This is a genomic window from Methanosarcina subterranea (assembly GCF_055385895.1).
Genome location: NZ_AP042426.1, coordinates 4,587,438 through 4,605,960, shown reverse-complemented (window position 1 = coordinate 4,605,960; position 18,523 = coordinate 4,587,438). Strand labels below are relative to the sequence as shown.

At 40.6% G+C, this 18,523-nt stretch carries 17 protein-coding genes; 12 read left to right on the top strand and 5 right to left on the bottom strand.

Annotation, left to right across the window (positions count from 1 at the left end):
* Positions 1-83: 83 nt before the first annotated feature.
* The 3 genes from ACZ5A8_RS20080 (at position 84) to ACZ5A8_RS20070 (ending at position 3,100) form a co-directional block, all read left to right on the top strand.
* Positions 84-662: a TetR/AcrR family transcriptional regulator gene (locus tag ACZ5A8_RS20080; RefSeq protein WP_464531143.1), complete on the top strand. Its 579-nt coding sequence runs from the start codon at positions 84-86 to the stop codon at positions 660-662.
* 384 nt (positions 663-1,046) lie between these two features.
* On the top strand, positions 1,047-2,459 hold the full coding sequence (locus ACZ5A8_RS20075) for a DUF2254 family protein (protein ID WP_464531141.1): 1,413 nt from the start codon (positions 1,047-1,049) through the stop codon (positions 2,457-2,459).
* 335 nt (positions 2,460-2,794) lie between these two features.
* Entirely contained in the window at positions 2,795-3,100 is a 306-nt protein-coding gene (locus ACZ5A8_RS20070) for a hypothetical protein (RefSeq protein ID WP_464531140.1), read from the top strand.
* Between the two features lie 109 nt (positions 3,101-3,209).
* Here ACZ5A8_RS20070 and ACZ5A8_RS20065 read toward each other — a convergent pair whose 3' ends face one another.
* The gene (locus tag ACZ5A8_RS20065; RefSeq protein WP_464531139.1) at positions 3,210-4,274 is read right to left on the bottom strand and encodes a phosphoribosyltransferase; all 1,065 of its coding nucleotides are present in this window, start codon (positions 4,272-4,274) and stop codon (positions 3,210-3,212) included.
* A 582-nt stretch (positions 4,275-4,856) separates the two neighbouring features.
* Here ACZ5A8_RS20065 and ACZ5A8_RS20060 point away from each other — a divergent pair.
* The 9 genes from ACZ5A8_RS20060 (at position 4,857) to larC (ending at position 14,945) form a co-directional block, all read left to right on the top strand.
* Positions 4,857-5,174, top strand: coding sequence for a cupin domain-containing protein (locus tag ACZ5A8_RS20060; RefSeq protein WP_464531138.1), 318 nt, complete (start codon positions 4,857-4,859; stop codon positions 5,172-5,174).
* A gap of 42 nt (positions 5,175-5,216) precedes the next feature.
* Complete coding sequence (locus ACZ5A8_RS20055; protein ID WP_464531136.1) at positions 5,217-5,756, top strand: flavodoxin; 540 nt, start codon at positions 5,217-5,219, stop codon at positions 5,754-5,756.
* Positions 5,757-5,928: 172 nt separating this feature from the next.
* Positions 5,929-6,468, top strand: a complete 540-nt coding sequence (locus ACZ5A8_RS20050) for a flavodoxin family protein (RefSeq protein WP_464531135.1) — start codon at positions 5,929-5,931, stop codon at positions 6,466-6,468.
* Between the two features lie 220 nt (positions 6,469-6,688).
* Positions 6,689-7,888 carry an aldo/keto reductase gene (locus ACZ5A8_RS20045; protein WP_464531134.1) on the top strand — a complete coding sequence of 400 codons (1,200 nt, stop codon included), beginning with the start codon at positions 6,689-6,691 and terminating at the stop codon, positions 7,886-7,888.
* 409 nt (positions 7,889-8,297) lie between these two features.
* The gene (locus ACZ5A8_RS20040; RefSeq protein ID WP_464531133.1) at positions 8,298-9,041 is read left to right on the top strand and encodes a hypothetical protein; all 744 of its coding nucleotides are present in this window, start codon (positions 8,298-8,300) and stop codon (positions 9,039-9,041) included.
* 69 nt (positions 9,042-9,110) lie between these two features.
* The gene (locus ACZ5A8_RS20035; protein WP_464531131.1) at positions 9,111-10,796 is read left to right on the top strand and encodes a vWA domain-containing protein; all 1,686 of its coding nucleotides are present in this window, start codon (positions 9,111-9,113) and stop codon (positions 10,794-10,796) included.
* A gap of 17 nt (positions 10,797-10,813) precedes the next feature.
* A complete protein-coding gene (locus tag ACZ5A8_RS20030; RefSeq protein ID WP_464531130.1) occupies positions 10,814-11,953 on the top strand; it encodes a toxic anion resistance protein in 1,140 nt (379 codons plus the stop codon).
* A 928-nt stretch (positions 11,954-12,881) separates the two neighbouring features.
* Positions 12,882-13,715, top strand: a complete 834-nt coding sequence (gene larB, locus ACZ5A8_RS20025; RefSeq protein ID WP_464531129.1) for a nickel pincer cofactor biosynthesis protein LarB — start codon at positions 12,882-12,884, stop codon at positions 13,713-13,715.
* A 39-nt stretch (positions 13,716-13,754) separates the two neighbouring features.
* Positions 13,755-14,945 carry a nickel pincer cofactor biosynthesis protein LarC gene (larC, locus tag ACZ5A8_RS20020; RefSeq protein ID WP_464531127.1) on the top strand — a complete coding sequence of 397 codons (1,191 nt, stop codon included), beginning with the start codon at positions 13,755-13,757 and terminating at the stop codon, positions 14,943-14,945.
* 340 nt (positions 14,946-15,285) lie between these two features.
* Here larC and asd read toward each other — a convergent pair whose 3' ends face one another.
* The 4 genes from asd to ACZ5A8_RS20000 form a co-directional block, all read right to left on the bottom strand.
* Positions 15,286-16,314 carry an aspartate-semialdehyde dehydrogenase gene (gene asd / locus ACZ5A8_RS20015; RefSeq protein WP_464531126.1) on the bottom strand — a complete coding sequence of 343 codons (1,029 nt, stop codon included), beginning with the start codon at positions 16,312-16,314 and terminating at the stop codon, positions 15,286-15,288.
* Between the two features lie 93 nt (positions 16,315-16,407).
* On the bottom strand, positions 16,408-16,590 hold the full coding sequence (locus ACZ5A8_RS20010; protein WP_229389720.1) for an indolepyruvate ferredoxin oxidoreductase subunit alpha: 183 nt from the start codon (positions 16,588-16,590) through the stop codon (positions 16,408-16,410).
* Between the two features lie 239 nt (positions 16,591-16,829).
* Positions 16,830-17,138 carry a hypothetical protein gene (locus ACZ5A8_RS20005; protein ID WP_464531124.1) on the bottom strand — a complete coding sequence of 103 codons (309 nt, stop codon included), beginning with the start codon at positions 17,136-17,138 and terminating at the stop codon, positions 16,830-16,832.
* Positions 17,139-17,265: 127 nt separating this feature from the next.
* Positions 17,266-18,324, bottom strand: a complete 1,059-nt coding sequence (locus tag ACZ5A8_RS20000; RefSeq protein ID WP_464531123.1) for a CobW family GTP-binding protein — start codon at positions 18,322-18,324, stop codon at positions 17,266-17,268.
* Positions 18,325-18,523: the final 199 nt, after the last annotated feature.

Below are 18,523 nucleotides of genomic sequence, written 5' to 3'. Positions count from 1 at the left end.
CCAAGAATAAAATGCCATAAAGTATTTATAATAACTTAATATTACAACATCACTGACTAATCAGTCAATAGTAGAGATAATGCATGAAAGAACAGGTCAAAGACAAAAAAACAGCCATTATGAAAGCAGCCCTGAAGCTCTTCACCGAAAAAGGCTTCCACGGCACCTCCACTGCACAAATCTCAAAAGATGCAGGTGTAGCCACAGGCACCCTTTTCAACTATTTTCCTACGAAAGAAGATCTTATCAATAGTCTGTATTTTGAGGTAAAAGGAAAGTTAAGCCGCAATATGGGAAAAGGGATTGAGACCGAAAACACTTTCCAGGACAAGTTGAAAAAACTCTGGTCAAATTTAATTAATTGGGGTGTGGAAGATCAGGAAGAATTCCTTTTTGTCGGGCAGTTCTGTTCATCCCCTTATATCACAAAATTTACTCGTGAAGAAGTGATGAAAGAGTATGTCTTCCTTCATAATCTAGTGGATGAAGGAATTAAAACGGGAGAAATCAGAGAACTTCCTGCGGAGCTGATCATTGCAATGTTTTATCAGGGTAGCAGGACGATAGTGAATTTTATCCTTGATTCAGATCCATCACAGGATATAAATCAGGTTTCAGAGGATGGATTCCAGATTATTTGGAGAGGTCTGGCTAAAGAATAATTTTTTTCACTCCGCACATGAGTGACCAGTCAATCAGATATTGAATTAAGAAATCTGCTATCTAAAAAATAAACAGGAAATCAAAGGCATCTTATTGGGCATTACTTGAAGGATTTATATTTATGAGCCAATCCCAAAACTCAAAATTTGCTTCTTTGAATCGCGTATTTTTTGTGGTCAATAAAGCATCTAATTATGAAACCAATCCTGAATAATTCTGAGAATTGAGATTAAAACTGAGTTTTGGGATGAGCTCAAATAATTAGCCGGGCTACCGATTTGGAAATAGTTCTGAAACTCTTACGAATTGAGAAATAAAAATTGGTTTTGGGATAGACTCATAAACTAAAAGATTTTAAATATTTATTATTCAGTTAAAGATACATGAAGAAAAGTAGAGAAGATTGGACTTATCCAGTCTTAATGGGAATATTGATAGTCTTTTTGCTTTCAACATATTCTCTTACATTTTCTAAATCTGCCGACCCTTCACTATATCTACTGAGTTCATTAGCTCAAAGTCAAGCAGCTGTTTTTGCTATAGTAATTGGATTGAACTCAATAGCATTACAACAAACAGCTACAAACTACTCTTCTAGGGTAACAAAGATTTTCACAGAAGACACTAAATTTTTATGGGGACTTTTTGGATTTTCAATATTTTATGATCTTATTCTATTAACTGTGCTGCCTAATTCTTTCGAAAGAATTCATTATGTTCCTGTGATGCTTGCAATAGTTTTTGCTATGTTTGCTTACAATTATATGGTCAAATATATTCAGGATAAAATCACTATTTTTTTAGACCCAATAACGCTTATAAGTAAATTAAGTGAGAGTCATAATGGTAAGGGTGAAAATGAAAATGATAATAATATAAATGTTGAAATTTTCGATTTTATTGTTGGTTCGTTAAACAGATATGATTATAATTCATATAAAAAAGGACTATCATTATATTATAATAATAAGTTAAACAATGATTATATTAACAAGAGAATAAATGAAGATAGTAACAATGAAATAAATAAAGAAACTTTTGAGGATGAATTTAATAATATAGTTTCAGAATTTATTCTAGTGGGAAATATTACTAGTTCAGCAAAAAATGACGTGGCCACTTTATATTTAGTAGATACTATTTTCGATATATTTCTAATTTTCCAAAATAAAAATAATGAAAGAAACTATTTCTTAAATACCTTAGACCAGACATCCGAGTTTATAGCTTATTGCACAAGAAATGAACTTGAAAGAACTACAATTTTAGGAATAACACGATTATACAACATTTTTTCGAACATAGAATCCAATATAGTAGATCAAACTAATATGCTAGGTGCATTAGCGAATATTGGAAAAATTTCTTCAGAGATGAAACTCGAAAAATCTACGAGCTATGCTATAACATTTATAGATGATATAATTAAAGATATAATAGCTAATAAAAACGAAATAAATATGAAGTTATTGACAAAAATAGGTGTTATAGGTCTAAATTGTGCTGAAAATAGGCTAGAAATCCCATGTGAAAAAACCTTAGCAGTTCTCTTTAGAATATTAATAGAAACAATGAACCAAAAAGAACACAATATAACAGATTTGACAATAGACATAATAGGAAAAATGGCTATCTTATGTTCGAGTAATGGATTTAAACACTGTGTAATAACGACACTTAAATCATATGATACTTTTGAAGAGATAATTAACAAAGAAGAAGAATCAAAATTAAACAAAAAAAAGATTATTCGAAAAGTGGAAGCATGGAAATGTTCTATAAAAAGTTCGCTCTAAAATTTAAAGTTTGATTCTTGAAAAGCAACTAAATTCTGAAAACTTTATTACTTTAGAACAATTCCCTTCTATAAGCAACAGAGATTCGAATGATTTAAATATGACATAGTTTAGTATATTGCAGTATAGAAGTTATACACGGGTATTTTCTATAAAAAAGAGATGTATCGTGGAACCCGTATTCTACACTTATCCAAAAATATAGCACTTTACTTATATATTTGTCAAACAACTTTATTAAAAGTGGACTGAGTTCAAGCTGATATCTTAAAGGAAAACTGTGAATTTTTGAACTTATGTTGATAATTTTATAAAATGTTAGTGAGTTGGTATTCATGCAACCTCAAGAAATTATATTAAATCAAGAAAATATACTATCTCAAGAAGAAAAAGTTGTCCTAGAGATCTATAAATATAACTATATTGAAAAAAAGCCAATCTACTTCTCTAAACTTGTAGGACAATTAGAAGGTAAAATTAGCCGTTCTACAGTTAGCAAAATTATAGATAAGTTATTTGATCTTGGGATGATTAACGCTCAATGGGAAAATCAAGATGGATGGATAAGATCACTTTATATCTCTGGAGAGTATAAAGAATTTTTTAAAAATTTATACGAAAATTTATATCAGACAGAATAAAGCGGGTTTGTAGAAACTTCTGAAATATAGTATGAGGTATTATTGCTTATCCAACTTTTTTCCTTGGCGTTGATTTAAATAGTTATCTATACGGCCTATAGATCTCTTTTTATATTTCTGTATTAATCTGAAGTCCACAAAATATCCATGGGAGCGAATCTAATTCATAAGCCATATTATTAGACATTAAGCTATTCCTTATATAATTCTTCAGAAATTCCGTTAAATTATATTGGAGACATACTAAACAGTTGGTTTGTTTATCTTGACTTTGATTACACCAAATCCGTTCAAAATTCTTAATACATTTTTCAAAATTTGGTCTTACTGGCTCAACAATATACTCTACATATATTTGAGTAATTGAATCTGACATATGAACAAAAAATCGGATTTTAGCTTGACCTATACTTTGTTCTGGGAGATCATAACGAGCGAGGAATTCTGAGAATAAAGTGCTTGAACTGTAAGGTTCATTAAATAAATCAAGTATTAATTTGAATCGATCTTTATATTGAAATAAAGATTCTTCTCTTTCTAAAATGAAGTAATTGGTACTAAATAATTCAATTATTTCTAGACAAGACAATTTTTTAAAGATAGTAATTTTCTCTACTATTAAGTCTTTTGTTGCTGGTAAACATATATAATCAAAATAAGGGCACATAAATTTTAAAAAATAATTCATATAATCATAGGAAATTTCGTAGGCTATAAATTTTATATTTTTATTAGTTTCAATGAGTTTCTGATAAGTATTTGCATTGACTAATATTGTAGCAACTGAGAGAGAATTGATATTGTAAGTTTTAATTTTATTTATCATGTTTTGAATTGTTTCAGTTGTATTTATAGAATCATCAAATAACAGGACATTTTTATCTTCAAAGTAACTTTTATATTCACTAACTTGATGATCTCCAATTACTAATAAATTTGTTGAGAATCTTGAATTTGAGGTTAAATCTTTAAAAACAAACCCCCCTTTTCGATGAATGGTTACTATTATATCCCAGCGATATGAACTTTCAAAAAGCTCTACAATTTCTTCATCAATAAAGTCTAATAGCTGAGCTCTAAATTCACGTAGCTGATCTATAGTTATTTGTTTTTTTAATCGAGTAAGGGGACTCATATATGCAATAAATAAAGCTTCATTTAAAGCTTTTTCCATTTAAGAAAATAAATATCGTATTTAACGACATGTTTCACAATATTATTCGATTTTTTTCGTAAATTTGCTTGCTCCCTGGGAGAGCTGAGGAGAAAAAATCATCTACAGAACTGCTGCCTAGAAATATTAAGGACATCAAAGGAAACAAGCATAAGAGATAGGAAAAGCAGTTTGATCAAAGGAGAAGAATCTTAGGCATGTTAGAAATGGTTTTCAATTTTTTTACATTCTGCCTTTCTTGGTATGGCTTAATTTTATATACATCAAATCTTATATGCTGACTGATCAGTCAATCATAAAAATTGATCGAGTATACAATTAAGAAAGAATATCGTGAAAATTTTGAAGGAAATAAAATCAGAGATACCATTATGAAAGTTATCGGTATTAACGACAGTCCACAGCTAGTAGACTTTTCAGTAAGAATATTAGACATTCAAGAAATTAGGTATCATGGAAAATTCTAAGGGAGCGCAAAATATGGACAAATCAAACAATTTAAGTAAAAGTGTTATTTTCCCGAAAGGTGAAAAACTTCCGGAACAAGTTCGTAAGTATTTTACAGGTAATGCATAGCTTAGTATGCTGGTGCCGAGGGATAATGAGTTTAATTGTCCAACAGGCAATGTTACATTTGAGCCAGGCTGTCGGAATAACTGGCATAGGCATCCTGGTGGACAGATTCTGTTAGTAACAGGTGGGCGTGGTTACTATCAAGAAGAAGGAAAGCCGGCACAGGAACTTAATCCAGGTGATGTAGTAAAAATTCATCCGAATGTGAAACACTGGCATGGAGCAGCATCTGACAGCTGGTTTGTATATCTTTCCGTTGAGACAAATGCTAACACAGGTCCGGCCGAATGGCTGGAACCCGTACGGATGAAGAATACCTTGCTTTGAAAAATAAGGTAGCAACAACTTATGAAAGGGAAGGGACAAGAAATGACGAATTTAAAAGAAAAGAAATGTCTGATAGCCTATTTTTCACGTGAGAGAGATAACTATGTCAGTGGAAAGATTGTGAATTTGCCAATCGGTAACACAAAAGTAATAGCTGACATGATCCGGGAAATAACAGGAGGCGATCTTTTCCGTATTGATACCGTAAAGTCTTATCCTGAGGAGTATACGGAAACCACCAACGTGGCAAAAAAAGAATTGAATGACAATTCCAGACCGGAGCTTTCCAGCCATGTGGAAAATATGGACTCTTATGATGTGATATTTCTGGGATATCCTAACTGGTGGGGAACGATGCCGACGCCGGTGTTTACATTTCTGGAAGAATATGATTTTTCCGGAAAAACTATTGTTCCGTTTTGTACACATGAAGGAAGCGGATTAGGCCGCAGTGAAAAAGACATTGCAAAACTTTGTCCGAAGGCAATACTTTTGAAAGGGCTCCCTATCCGTGGCTTTCATGTAAGTGCAGCGAAAAAAGATGTTGCAGATTGGTTGAACAAACTTGGCATGATTTCATAAGCTATTCGAGTAGCATTTTTTTAGCATCTTTGCTTGATAAATAAAGATGAATATAGTTATGAGGATTAGATAGGTGGATAGGCAATGTCCTCTTAGAGTGAAAGCAGGATGCTGGAAACAAAACAAATTATTTTGATAAATTCGCGTAACTCAAAATATGAGGATGATACAAGTGAGTAAAAAAGTATTGATACTTTCCGGCAGCCCGAGAAAAGGCGGAAACTCCGACCTGCTGTGCGATCAGTTTATGCTTGGAGCAAAAGAAGCCGGACATACCGTAGAGAAGATATTCTTGAGGGACAAGGAAATCAATTACTGTACAGGATGTGGAACCTGTAATAGCATGGGAAATAGCTGCCCTCAAGAAGATGATATGGCTGAAGTCTTAGAGAAAATGATTGCGGCAGATGCGATCGTAATGGCAACGCCGGTGTACTTCTACACGATGAATGGACAAATGAAGACTCTAATTGACCGCACCTGCTCCCGTTACACAGAAATCAACGATAAGGATTTTTATTTTATTGCAACGGCAGCCGACGATAGTAAGCAGGCTATGGAGAGAACATTTGAAGGATTCCGGGGATTTACTTCCTGCCTTGAGGGAGCAAAGGAAAAGGGTATTATTTATGGAACCGGTGCCTGGAACATTGGAGACATCAAAGGAAGCAAAGCAATAGAACAGGCATATGATATGGGAAAAGCGGTTTGATCGAGGGATAAGATGCAATGAGCAGAGCAGAATCATGCGAACAGGGATTTGAAGAATTATCTGGAGAGGTCTAACTAAAAACTAATTTTTTCACTCTTTTTGTGAGTGATTGGTCAATCATATTCCGTAGATAACTTATTGATCTCTCGCAAAAATAAGCAGCCAATGATAGATCAATCAAGAGCAAGTAAAACAATTCAAAAATTCAGGAGAAAGAAAAATGCTGTATAGAAAAATGCCTACGAAAGGAGACGAACTTTCGATACTTGGATTTGGGTGTATGCGCCTTCCCATAAAAGAATATGGTACTATAGATGAAGAGAGAGCTACCAGGCAGGTACGCTATGCAATTGATTACGGAGTAAACTATATTGATACGGCCTGGCCTTATCATATGGAGCAGAGCGAGCCTTTTTTAGGTCGTGCTCTTGCTGACGGGTATCGAGAAAAGGTTAAACTCGCTACGAAACTCCCATCCTGGCTTATAGAGAGCCGGGAGGATATGGATAAGTTTCTGAATGCTCAGCTGGAGAAACTCAATACAGACCATATCGACTATTATCTAATCCATGCTCTCGTTGGTGAACTGTGGGACAATGTTGAAAAGCTAGATGTAGCCGATTTCCTTGACAAAGCCAAAGCTGACGGCCGAATAATTAACGCAGGTTTTTCCTTCCACGGCTCGGGAGAGGATTTCAATCGGATAGTGGATGCCTATGACTGGGACTTTTGCCAGATCCAGTACAACTTCCTGGACGAAAAGAACCAGGCTTGTACCGAGGGTTTGGAATATGCAGCTTCAAAAGGCCTTGGAGTAATCATTATGGAGCCGCTCCGTGGAGGGAACCTCGCAAGCCCCGTGCCTCCTGCCGTGAAAGAGATCTGGGATGAGGCCCCGACGAAGAGGACCGCTGCAGAATGGGCTCTTCGCTGGGTATGGAACCACCCGGAGGTCACGGTCGTCCTTTCCGGCATGAATGAAGAAACACATATTGAGGAAAACCTTGCAGTAGCAAACAAAGCATACCCGGATTCTCTGACTGAAGCTGAACTACAGCTAATAAAGAAAGTAGAGCGGAAGTACCGTGAACTGATGAAAGTAGGCTGTACAGGCTGCAGATACTGTACGCCCTGTCCAGGAGGGGTGAATATTCCATTATGTTTCGAAACATACAATAACCTGTACATGTCCGGTAACGCAGACGAGACAAAGTTCATGTATGCTGCAAGGTTGGGGGGCATCTTATCCGGCGGAGAGCCTGAATTTGCATCCCTGTGCGTCCAGTGCGGACAGTGCCTTGAAAAATGTCCTCAGCACATTGATATACCAACGATGCTCGAATCCGTTGTAAAAGAACTGGAAGGACCCGACTTTGAGAAGAGAGTTGCCATGGCAAAACAGATATTTAAGCGGACTTAAAAGCTAGAACGATTCAAAGTGCTGAATATAACAGAGGCGAATTTAGTCGAGCTTGAGAAGAAGGCTGAAACTTAATTATTCCCTACTGATTAAGAGGTAAGGCTTCAAAAGATACTTGGCCCACTTCACAAGGTTTATTAGTAAACTGTTCATATATGTTAACGTTCTACTGAGAATGAAATCGAAATAAACGGAGGGTAGAACATGGGAACTGAACAGTACAACATGATGTTGTTTCAGACGGCGGATGATGCCTGGAATGCACAGGACCTAAAGATTTTTGCGAATCGGCATACGAAAGACGTCATCGTTCATGCTCCGCGCAGCCCGACCAGATCGGATTGGAGGCTCACACCGAGTTTGCGCTCAACTCCTTCAAGGCGTTCCCCGAATCTGGGGGTAAGAGTACATGGACAGAAAAAAGCTGATTAAACTATCGGGTCTGAATTTAGGCATTGCCGCCGCCAACATAATTACCTTCTCTCCAGGATTGATCGGACTAGAGTTTTTAGGGGCAAGTGCATTGGAAACAGCCCTTAGTATCACATTCATCTTCTTAAGCGGCGCCGGGTTAACCTACGGTAATTATGAGCTCCTTACCGGACCGAAGAAAGGGATTCAAACCAATAAAATCAGGACGGTGGAAGATTATATTGAAGCACTGAATATTTACAGGGAGCTCAAAACATTCAAAAAAACCGTTGACTTGCTGCTCGATCAGATTGAGCGGCTGCAGAAAAAGAATAAAACTATTCGGGATATCCTTCTGCAGATCTTCAGTGCCTCAGAGATGAGCTATAAGAAATTTGATACGGTCATCGCCGAGGTGGAGAAGATATTCTTCATTAATGTCCGCAGCATCCTCAATAAATTGGATGCATTCGATGAAGAAGACTATAATTTCGTTAGAAAGAAATACGAAGAAGGGGCCTTTTCACAGCAATTTATAGAAGAAAAGTTTAAAATTTTTAGTGAGTATATTAATTTTGTGAAAGCTGCCACTGAAGATAATGAGCAGATCCTGCTAAAGCTTGATAAGTTGCTGCTGGAGATCTCAGGCTTAAACAGTGTAGAGAGTGGCCAACTGGAGCAAATGTCCGGCATGATCGAGATCGATAATCTGATCAAACAGGCAAAATACTATAAGAATTGAAGAGGGGAGCATCGGCATGCTGAACGAAAGTAACAAAAAAGTAATAGAATTGAAGAGGGAAGTATCGGCATGCTGAACGAAAGCAACAAAAAAGTAATTTTGAAGATAATCGGAGCAGCAGTTGTAGTATTTATCCTAGTTTATCTGGGGATTAAGTTAACCACAGATTGGGATAAACCCCCAGGTGAGATTATCATTGAAAATGCGAATGAATCGCTGCAGTCCATCATCAAAGAAATCGATGTCAATACAGTCACGCATTCTAAGGTTCCGGTTGATATTACGCCCATGAACCCGGAAGATATCCTGCCCGATATCTCCAATTACCCGCCGCAGGTTGAGGAAAGCACATCCAGCTACATCGAAATATTTTCCTCAACGGAGAAAGCTGGCAGCGGTACTGATGGCTGGCTGACAGAAGTGGCCAGAGACTTCAATAACGAGGGCATAAAGATTGACGGCAAGCAGATCTCGGTAAGGCTCAGAGGAATCCCCTCCGGGGAAGGCGCCGATTACATTACTTCCGGGAAGTATTTGCCGGATGCCTATACGCCGTCCAATGAACTCTGGGGCGAGATGATCATCTCCCGAGGGGTTAAAGCCGATTTAGTGCAAAAAAGACTTGCCGGCAATGCGGCCGGAATCCTGCTCACTAAAGATAAGAAAGACGAGCTGGTAAACAAATACGGGGCAATCAATACCAAGACGATTACCGATGCTGTCGCGAACGACGAACTGGATATGGGCTACACCAATCCTTTTGCCAGTTCCACCGGGCTGAACTTCCTGATCTCAGCTTTATATACCTTTGACAGCAGCAACTTATTGAGCGACAAAGCAAAAGCAGGATTTGAGAGCTTCCAGGCCAATATTCCCGTGGTCGCCTATACTACTCTGCAAATGAGGGAATCTGCCAAATCAGGTGTTCTGGACGGTTTTGTCCTGGAATACCAGACCTATGTGAATACACCGGATATCAGATATTACGAATTTACTCCCTTTGGATCCAGACATGACAGTCCGATGTATGCGATCGGCGAACTATCTGCAGAGAAAGTGAAAATCCTGAACGAATTCGTTGAATTCTCCCAGCAGGAAAAGTACCAGATCCTGGCTACCGAATATGGTTTTAACGGCTTTAATGAATACCAATCCGAAGCTGGACCGGTCAGCGGCGATGTGATCATCCAGGCCCAAAAGCTCTGGAAAGAAAAGAAAAATGTCGGTATTTGCGCAGTATTTGTGGTTGATGTCTCCGGCAGCATGATGGGCGAGCCGCTGAACAATTTGAAAGATTCATTGCTCAAAGGTCAATACTACATCGGCGAGGACAATATGGTTGGCCTGGTATCATATTCCAGTAATGTCAATATCGATCTGCCGATTGCCAAATTCGATCTGGACCAGAGAGCTTCATTTGCCGGAGCGGTTAATGATTTGCAGGCCAACGGTGGCACAGCAACCTTTGATGGGATTGCTGTCGCTATGAAAATGATCCAGGATCAGCAGGCTACAGATCCCAATCTGAGACCGATTATCTTTGTTCTCAGCGATGGCGAGACCAATGAAGGCCATTCGCTGAACGATATTAAAGATATCGTGGAGGACCTTGGAATACCTATATACACAATTGGCTATAATGCGGATATCCCGGCCCTGCAGGCTATCTCCAGCATCAATGAGGCTGCCAGCATTAACGCCGATACTGATGACGTTGTTTATAAGCTGGGCAATCTGTTCAATGCTGAAATGTAAATACATGAGGGGCTAAGATGGCTTTTACTATGGAAGTGCCCGATGAAGCGGCGATCAAGAGTGAGGTAGAGGAGCAAGTAAAACCGGTATCGGAGGAAATAGCCCAGCTTCAGGCTGTAGCGGAGAGAAATGTTGCGGAAATTCTGACCCTGGATATCGATGAGTTTGCCAAAAAGAAGTATATCCTTCAGTCGATCGAGTCTTTTGGGGCTGCCTCGATGAAAAGCTCGGCAGCTAAAAATTCTTTGCTGCAGGTGACAGTCGGGAAACTGTCCAAAGATGGCGACGAAGGCGGTGTTGCGGCAGAAAGTTTAATCGATTTGAACAGGGAATTAAAAGACCTGGACCCCAGCCTGATTGATTTCACCAAGACCGGCATCTTAGGCAAGGTGTTCAACCCGGTCAGGGATTATTTTGCCAGATACCAGAAAGCAGATTCGGCGATTGCGGATATCATTATCTCTCTTGACAAAGGGAAAACAATTCTGAAAAACGATAATACTACTCTGGAGATCGAACAGCAGGCATTGCGCAATTTGACTAAAAAGCTGATGAAAGAGGTCCAGCTAGGTACCCTAATGGATGAATTGATTGAAACGCAAATCGAAGAGGCCAAAGCCAGGAACGAAGACCCGGAAAACGTTAAATTTGTCACTGAAGAAGTCCTATTTCCGCTGCGGCAGCGGATTATGGATATGCAGCAGATGATCGTTGTCAATCAGCAGGGCGTAATGGCGACAGAGCTTGTGATAAGAAATAATAAGGAACTGATGCGCGGGGTGGAAAGGGCCAAAAATGTAACTATTTCCGCTTTGAAGACCTCAGTGATGGTTGCTGGCGCTCTCTATAATCAGAAGATTGTCCTGAAGAAGATTCAAATGCTCAATGAGACCACGAATGATATCATCAGCAGCACCTCGAAAATGTTGAAGGAACAAGGGGCGGAAATCCAGGCGCAATCAATGGAAGCCAATATATCTGTCGAGACGCTAAAGACTGCCTTTGCCGATGTCATGGAAGCGCTGGATTCCATCAGCACCTATAAGCAGGAAGCTCTGCCCAAAATGCGGGATACTATCAATCAGTTCAAGGAATTGGCCGCCAAAAGCGAAGAACAGATTCAGCAGCTAGAGAAGGGTCGTAAACTGGAGATGTAACTGAAGAAAGCCGATGCATGCTGGGCTGCTCAGGCTTGAATGGGTGGGTAGATATGCAATATGTAAGCTCCTTGAGGCGAGTGAACAACTGTGAGAAAGCAAAATTTGGTACACGTGCTCTCTTGCTGGAGCAACAATCATGGGTGCTTAAGGTTGCCAGGTCAGTTTTTCCTCGGGATTAGTATCAACCGCCAAATAAACACTGACCGGAGTCATTCGCCTCATAATTATGGAAACGGATTAAGGCTAGATAGGCTTTGCCCATTTTCATTCTCATGGGCGACCTTAAGTCATGAAGGTTTCTCCGGGAAAACCATTTTACCGTTTTGTATACACTAGGGAAGCTGTCTGGGGCAAAGCGTTACGGATATGGCCAAGCTTTGCCCAAAGTCAACCATTCTGGATAGTCTTGCAGTCAGGGACAGAGACGTAAAAAATGCGCAGAATCAGGTACCCAGGTAGCTGTGTGAACTTGGGATTACAGAAGAAAAAGTTTGTATTGACAAAAAACACGATTAGTGCTAACTTTAAAATTTAATGATTTTAAGCGATAAACTGGTTTAAAGATGTAATTAATTGCGGAGTTGACAAAAAATTACAGAAATTTTGGTACACTGCCGCGAGAACGATTCGAAGCGCCAAAAAAGCAAAATGAAGATATTGTTTAGGCTGACTTTTATTGAAAGATTAAACAATATCTCATTTTCCGCTGCTTATCCTCAAATTCAGTTAATTACATTCATGCAGCTTTAAAATTTTGAATTTTCTCTCAATTGTAAAGCAATAACCCAAATAATTATAAATCAAATCTATATGAGTATGGCACGAAACTCTAAAGAGCCTCCAAACTAATAATTATTTCTCGGTAACCTTGTATTTAAGCCGTTTATTGATAAAGCATTCAATTCTTCTCGATTAAGGGTGGCGCATGGATCTTACTCATATATTAAAGGCTGTTAAAGAAGGAAAAATTGATCTTGAAACTGCAGAAAAGCAGGTATGCAGTCTGGGTTTTGTTTCCTATTCGAACATTGCAAAACTTGACTCCCACAGGAAAAGCAGAACTGGAGTAATCGAAGCTATTCTTGCTGACTGCAAGGAACCTGAAGATGTGGTGGAGATTGCAAGGACAATGGCAGGAGAAAGTAAAAGGGCTCTGATTACCCGTGTTTCTGCCTCACATCTTGAAGCCTTAAGGAAGGCTTTTGGTCCTGATAAACTCGAATGGAACAGCCGGGCACGTACGGTGGTTATCCACGACGGCACTCCTGCCCCAATTACAGGCGGGGTTGTTGGTGTCATATCGGCAGGTACGGCAGATATCCCTGCTGCAGAAGAAGCAAGGGTTATTGCTTCCGAAATGGGATGTGAAACCGTTGCCGTGTACGATGTTGGGGTTGCCGGCATCCACAGGCTGATCCCTGAACTCCATAAACTCAAACTCAGGAACCCCGGAGCAATCGTTGTTGCAGCCGGAAGAGAGGGGACGCTTCCAACCATAGTCTCCGGGCTTGTCGATGTGCCGGTAATAGGACTTCCCGTATCCACCGGTTACGGGGCAGGTGGCGGAGGAAAAGCCGCTCTATTGTCAATGCTTCAGTCCTGCTCGACCCTTGCTGTGGTAAATATTGATGCAGGATTTGTTGCAGGGGCTTATGCAGCCAGGATTGCCAATATGATTGCTGCAGCTGCTGGAACAAAGAAAAAAACTGAAGAGGTGGGGCCGGAAGAAGGACAGGAAACAGGACTGGAAGAAAAATAACTGTGGATAAGTTCAAAGCAGGAATCAGGGAGGAACTTTATGAAAACACTGGTTTTTAATCCATTTTCAGGGGCAGCTGGGGATATGATTATGGCATGTGCTCTCGATCTCGGAGCTGACAGAGAAGCGGTAAAGGAATTGATTGAAGCTTCGGCACCCGTGTCCGTGGATATCAGGGAAGTGATGAAAAAGGGAATAAGAGCCCTGGATGTTCGTATAAACGTGCCTGAAAAAGAGCATGTCCGAACATACTCTGAAATCGTGGACCTTGTGAAGGCTGCAAAATTGCCCTCTAAAGTGGAGGCAAGCACTCTTGATATCTTTTTGAAAGTGGCAGAAGCCGAAGCCGCAGTCCATGGTCAGCCCGATCTTGAAAAGCTTCATTTTCATGAAGTGGGGCAGAGCGATGCCCTTGCTGATGTCATAGGTTCTTCTGCAGCCATTAATTCCCTTCATTGTGATTCGATTTTCTGCACCCCTATCAGCGTGGGCAGCGGCACAATAGAATGTGCCCACGGTACCCTTCCTGTGCCTGCTCCTGCAACCCTTGAAATTCTCAGGAGGGGGAAACTCTATTTCAGGGGAGGAAATGTGAACAAGGAGCTGCTCACCCCTACCGGGGCTGCAATTCTCTCACATTTTGCAAAGCCTGTTGAGGCTTTTCCTCAGGGCAGGGCAATTGCTGTTGGATATGGGGCAGGAGATGCCGAACTTCAGGGTCCCAATGTGCTTCAGGGAGTGCTTCTTGAACCTGACGCCCACCTGATTTCGGATATAATCGAGGTGCTCGAGACCAATGCCGACGATGTAAGTGGGGAAGTCCTGGGCAACCTTTTTGAGGAACTGCTCTCGATGGGAGCCAGGGATGTTGCGATCATACCCGCAACCATGAAAAAAGGAAGGCCTGCCCATATTATCAAGGTCATTGCAAAGCCTGAAGACAGTGCAAAACTCGCCCGGAAAATCATTATTGAAACAGGGTCTCTTGGAGTTAGGGTTATGCCTGCGCGACACAGGCTCATGGCTGCCCGAAACATCGAAAGGATAAAAATAGAGATTGAAGGTCAGGAGTTTGAAACCGCGGTCAAGATTGCCAGGGACTCGGAAGGGGTTCTGCTCAATATCTCTGCGGAGTTTGAGGACTGCAAAAAGATTGCAAAATACAGCGGAGTTCCTGTAAGAGAGGTCATGCGCAGGGCAGAAGAGGTTGCAAGAAAACTGTTCTCCTGATAACTGCTGAAAATGATATTGCCTGAAAATTGCCTGAAAATTGCCTGAAAATTGTCTGAAAACATATGGCTTAAAAGCGGGAGTGCCTGAAAAAAATAGCTCTCCAGGCTAAAACGCAAAACAGCTCAGGAAAAAGAGATTCAAAACTCAAAATAAAATAACCTAAACTAAACTAAACTAAACTAAACTAAAACAAGGAGTTTTAAAGAAAAGTAAAAGTCCAGGTTTCAGACTTTTTACTTCTCATTCCTGTTCTTTACTATTTTTTACTGAGCTCCACACCTCTAATCTTGCTATTTATTTCTTGCTATTTATTATTGCTGAAGCGTTTATCTTAAACTCAGATCTTGCCTATAGAGTGCAGGAGTTCTGCATTCAGGACACTTGCACCTGCAGCTCCTCGGATTGTATTGTGCCCCATTGCAATGTAACGAATTCCTTCTCTGATTCTGCCCACGGAAACACTCATGCCTTTTCCCATATTACGGTCAAGGCGCGGCTGGGGCCTGTCAACTTCGTCCCGCACTATAAGGGCTTTACCCGGCTCTGATGGGAGTTCTCCAAGCTTAGGATCGAATTTGAGGAAAGCTTCCCTTACCTCTTCAGGCGTGGGTTTATTCCTCATGCCTGCCCAGATAGCTTCCGTGTGCCCATCAATCACAGGCACCCTGTGACAGGAAGCACTGACCTTTATATCCGCAGGCACAATTTCGGAGCCGTTAAATTCCCCTAGGAGTTTTAAGGTTTCAGTCTCCATCTTCTTTTCTTCGCTCCCTATGTAGGGGATTACATTATCGTAAATTGCCATGGCTGAAACTCCGGAAAATCCTGCTCCGGAAATCGCCTGCATTGTAGCTACCTGTATGGTTTCGAGCCCGAACCCCATGAGGGGCTTTAAGGTAATTGTCATGACAATTGTGGAGCAGTTAGGGTTTGTAATAATGTATCCGTCCCAGCCCCTGGTGTCCTGCTGGACCTCGATAAGTCCCAGGTGCTCGGGGTTGACTTCAGGGATTACCAGAGGTATATCCTTTTCCATCCTGTAGGACGATGCATTACTTGCAACTGCAAACCCGGCTTTTGCAAACTCGGGTTCCACTGTAAGGGCAAGATCTGCAGGAAGAGCCGAAAAGACCACATCCGCATCAACGGCTTTTGGGTCTACAGGGACAACCTCTATGTTTTCGACACTTTCCGGCATGGCTGTATCCAGCCTCCATCCTGCCGCTTCTCTATACGTTTTGCCGGCGCTTCTTTCGGACGCTGCAAGGGCTGTAATCTCAAACCAGGGATGGTTTGCAAGTGCTTCTACAAATCTCTGCCCTACAGCGCCTGTAGCGCCTAAAATACCCGCTTTAACTGCTGCCATCTAAAAAGCTACCTCCGGAGAGATAAGGAATAATTTTATAAAAGGGAAAAAGAAAAAATGGAATAAAAAATTATTCCATCTTGATCTCTGTTTTTACTCTTGTACTTTGATTGCCTGGTTCGGGCATGCTTCTTCACATGCACCGCACTCTACACATTCGTCCTGGTCGACAACTGCACAGCCCTTTTCTTCATCAAGGGTGATTGCTTCAGAAGGACATTCATCGACACAGCTTCCACATCCGGAACATTCATCTGCGTTAACTAATGCTGGCATATTTTTTCACACTCCTTTTGTTTGCTCGATATGTACCAGGAAATTATATCGGGGCGTTTTGAAACTTCCATAGAATATCGAAAAGTTTGGTCATAACGCCATTACTCAGATAAACATAAAAACTTATCGCTTTTTAGCAAATATCCATTTTATGAATCGGAAGGAGTCAAGGCTCAAATTCCTAAATTAATTTTTTGAATATATTCAAAAAGAAGTAGGAATATGAGAAAATATGATTTTTAACATACGGAATCATGCATTGCAATACCCTGGTCAGTAAGGCGGTACATCCCGTCTTCTAACTTGAGAAACCCTTCTTTGAGCAGGAAATCCATGTGAAACTTAAAGAAGAAATCGTTTAATCCTGACTCTTCCTTTAGCTGTTTTTCAGTTTTCCCGAAGATGCCGACTACTCTGAGAAGTTTCCTTCTCGCAGGGTTTATGGAAACCTTTTCCATCATCATATGTTCCAGCTTGACAGCTTCGCCTTCCGTAGTTTCTCCCTTCGAGGAGAAGTAGGCATCAAGTTCGTCAATTTCATCATGCATATTGAAACTCCGCTTCTTTATCCTTTAATATCTCAGTTTTCTAATATTTTGTTTTCTTTACTGACTGAAACCGGACTCTTATTTGTATTCATTTTTCCCACGTTTGTGCCAGTATTTATCTCCACACTTATTTCCTTTTCGTGATCCCGCTTATTTTTGTAAGCGTGTCTTGATGCTGCTGTTCTTTTTTCTCAAAAGAAGTATCTGTTCCCCTCAACTTCTCTTCAAGTGTACTCTCTACTATTCCTATAAGCCTATCTTTAGGGACCTTTGTAATTGCGGAAAGCAGTCTGAGTTCGAGCTTTTCATTTTTGCGGGGAATAAATTCCACCTGCGGAGCTTCTTCTGATGAAGTCACACTGCCCTTGACCATGAAGTCCGGGAGTTTCAGGGATAGTTTAACATGCCCTATAAAATCAGGGTTAATTCCCTTCATCTGGTCCCTTATGGTTTGAAGGCTCTCTTCTACAAGGAGCGCGCCTTTTTCAGGATTAAGGTTGCAGGACGCGAGGGTGTAGAGGACTGAGTGAGCTGAGACTTCAGAGATCTCAACAGAATTTTTCTTTTTCTGAGGAGGCTTCTCAATCCCTGGAACTGCAAGGTGGATGAGGAGGTTTTCGAACTGTTCATCTCCTAGCTTTGCTGAAAATTTCAGGATCCTGGCTTCAGGGTTCAGTTCAGCAAGCATCTGTTCTGTTGCCGTGACTATTCCTGCAGGCACTACATCCACCTTGTTTATGCCGAGGATTTCAGCTTCCTTCACCTGGGTCTCGATAAACCTTGGAATTTCTTTTGCCTCAGTGCCGAAGCGCCCGGGGTCTACAAGGGTCACAACCGGAGCAAAGGATAGCTCGGAAAGCCCCATCACTTCGATTTCTTCTCTTATCTGCCCGGGAAAAGCAATTCCTGTTGGCTCGATAATTACAATATCGGGCTTGAATTCTTCTTCAAGGGTCTGAAGCGTATACTGCATGCTGATTCTGAGTGTACAGCAGATACAGCCGCTTGTCAATTCTTCAGTTATGATTCCAGGGCTTTTGAGCGTCTCTCCGTCAAGCCCTATTTCCCCAATCTCGTTTACAATAATCGCAGTCCGTTTTCCGGCATCGCTAAGCTGCCTGCTGATCTTTTTAATGGCTGTTGTTTTCCCGCTTCCGAGAAAACCTCCTATGATCATGACTTTCATGTTTTTCCTGTCCTTATTGTCCTGAAAAAAAATTCTATGTCGGGCTGACAAATATAATATTTACTTGTATATATAAAATTGGCAAAGCCTTCTATCCGAAGCTTATTTTATGAATGCTTCTGCAAAGGACTTTTCCTCTTCCAGCCATGGGATTTGACAGGTCTGCTAGGGATCTGCATCAGGAGAATATTTCAGTTTT

What these genes read in the sequence shown, in the direction of transcription:
- ACZ5A8_RS20005 (WP_464531124.1), bottom strand. Translation starts at nt 17,138, where the DNA reads ATGCATGATGAAATTGACGAACTTGATGCCTACTTCTCCTCGAAGGGA.
- ACZ5A8_RS20060 (WP_464531138.1), top strand. Translation starts at nt 4,857, where the DNA reads ATGCTGGTGCCGAGGGATAATGAGTTTAATTGTCCAACAGGCAATGTT.
- ACZ5A8_RS20035 (WP_464531131.1), top strand. Translation starts at nt 9,111, where the DNA reads ATGCTGAACGAAAGCAACAAAAAAGTAATTTTGAAGATAATCGGAGCA.
- ACZ5A8_RS20040 (WP_464531133.1), top strand. Translation starts at nt 8,298, where the DNA reads ATGGACAGAAAAAAGCTGATTAAACTATCGGGTCTGAATTTAGGCATT.
- larB (WP_464531129.1), top strand. Translation starts at nt 12,882, where the DNA reads ATGGATCTTACTCATATATTAAAGGCTGTTAAAGAAGGAAAAATTGAT.
- ACZ5A8_RS20065 (WP_464531139.1), bottom strand. Translation starts at nt 4,274, where the DNA reads ATGGAAAAAGCTTTAAATGAAGCTTTATTTATTGCATATATGAGTCCC.
- ACZ5A8_RS20000 (WP_464531123.1), bottom strand. Translation starts at nt 18,324, where the DNA reads ATGAAAGTCATGATCATAGGAGGTTTTCTCGGAAGCGGGAAAACAACA.
- ACZ5A8_RS20080 (WP_464531143.1), top strand. Translation starts at nt 84, where the DNA reads ATGAAAGAACAGGTCAAAGACAAAAAAACAGCCATTATGAAAGCAGCC.
- larC (WP_464531127.1), top strand. Translation starts at nt 13,755, where the DNA reads ATGAAAACACTGGTTTTTAATCCATTTTCAGGGGCAGCTGGGGATATG.
- ACZ5A8_RS20055 (WP_464531136.1), top strand. Translation starts at nt 5,217, where the DNA reads ATGACGAATTTAAAAGAAAAGAAATGTCTGATAGCCTATTTTTCACGT.
- ACZ5A8_RS20030 (WP_464531130.1), top strand. Translation starts at nt 10,814, where the DNA reads ATGGCTTTTACTATGGAAGTGCCCGATGAAGCGGCGATCAAGAGTGAG.
- asd (WP_464531126.1), bottom strand. Translation starts at nt 16,314, where the DNA reads ATGGCAGCAGTTAAAGCGGGTATTTTAGGCGCTACAGGCGCTGTAGGG.
- ACZ5A8_RS20010 (WP_229389720.1), bottom strand. Translation starts at nt 16,590, where the DNA reads ATGCCAGCATTAGTTAACGCAGATGAATGTTCCGGATGTGGAAGCTGT.
- ACZ5A8_RS20045 (WP_464531134.1), top strand. Translation starts at nt 6,689, where the DNA reads ATGCTGTATAGAAAAATGCCTACGAAAGGAGACGAACTTTCGATACTT.
- ACZ5A8_RS20070 (WP_464531140.1), top strand. Translation starts at nt 2,795, where the DNA reads ATGCAACCTCAAGAAATTATATTAAATCAAGAAAATATACTATCTCAA.
- ACZ5A8_RS20075 (WP_464531141.1), top strand. Translation starts at nt 1,047, where the DNA reads ATGAAGAAAAGTAGAGAAGATTGGACTTATCCAGTCTTAATGGGAATA.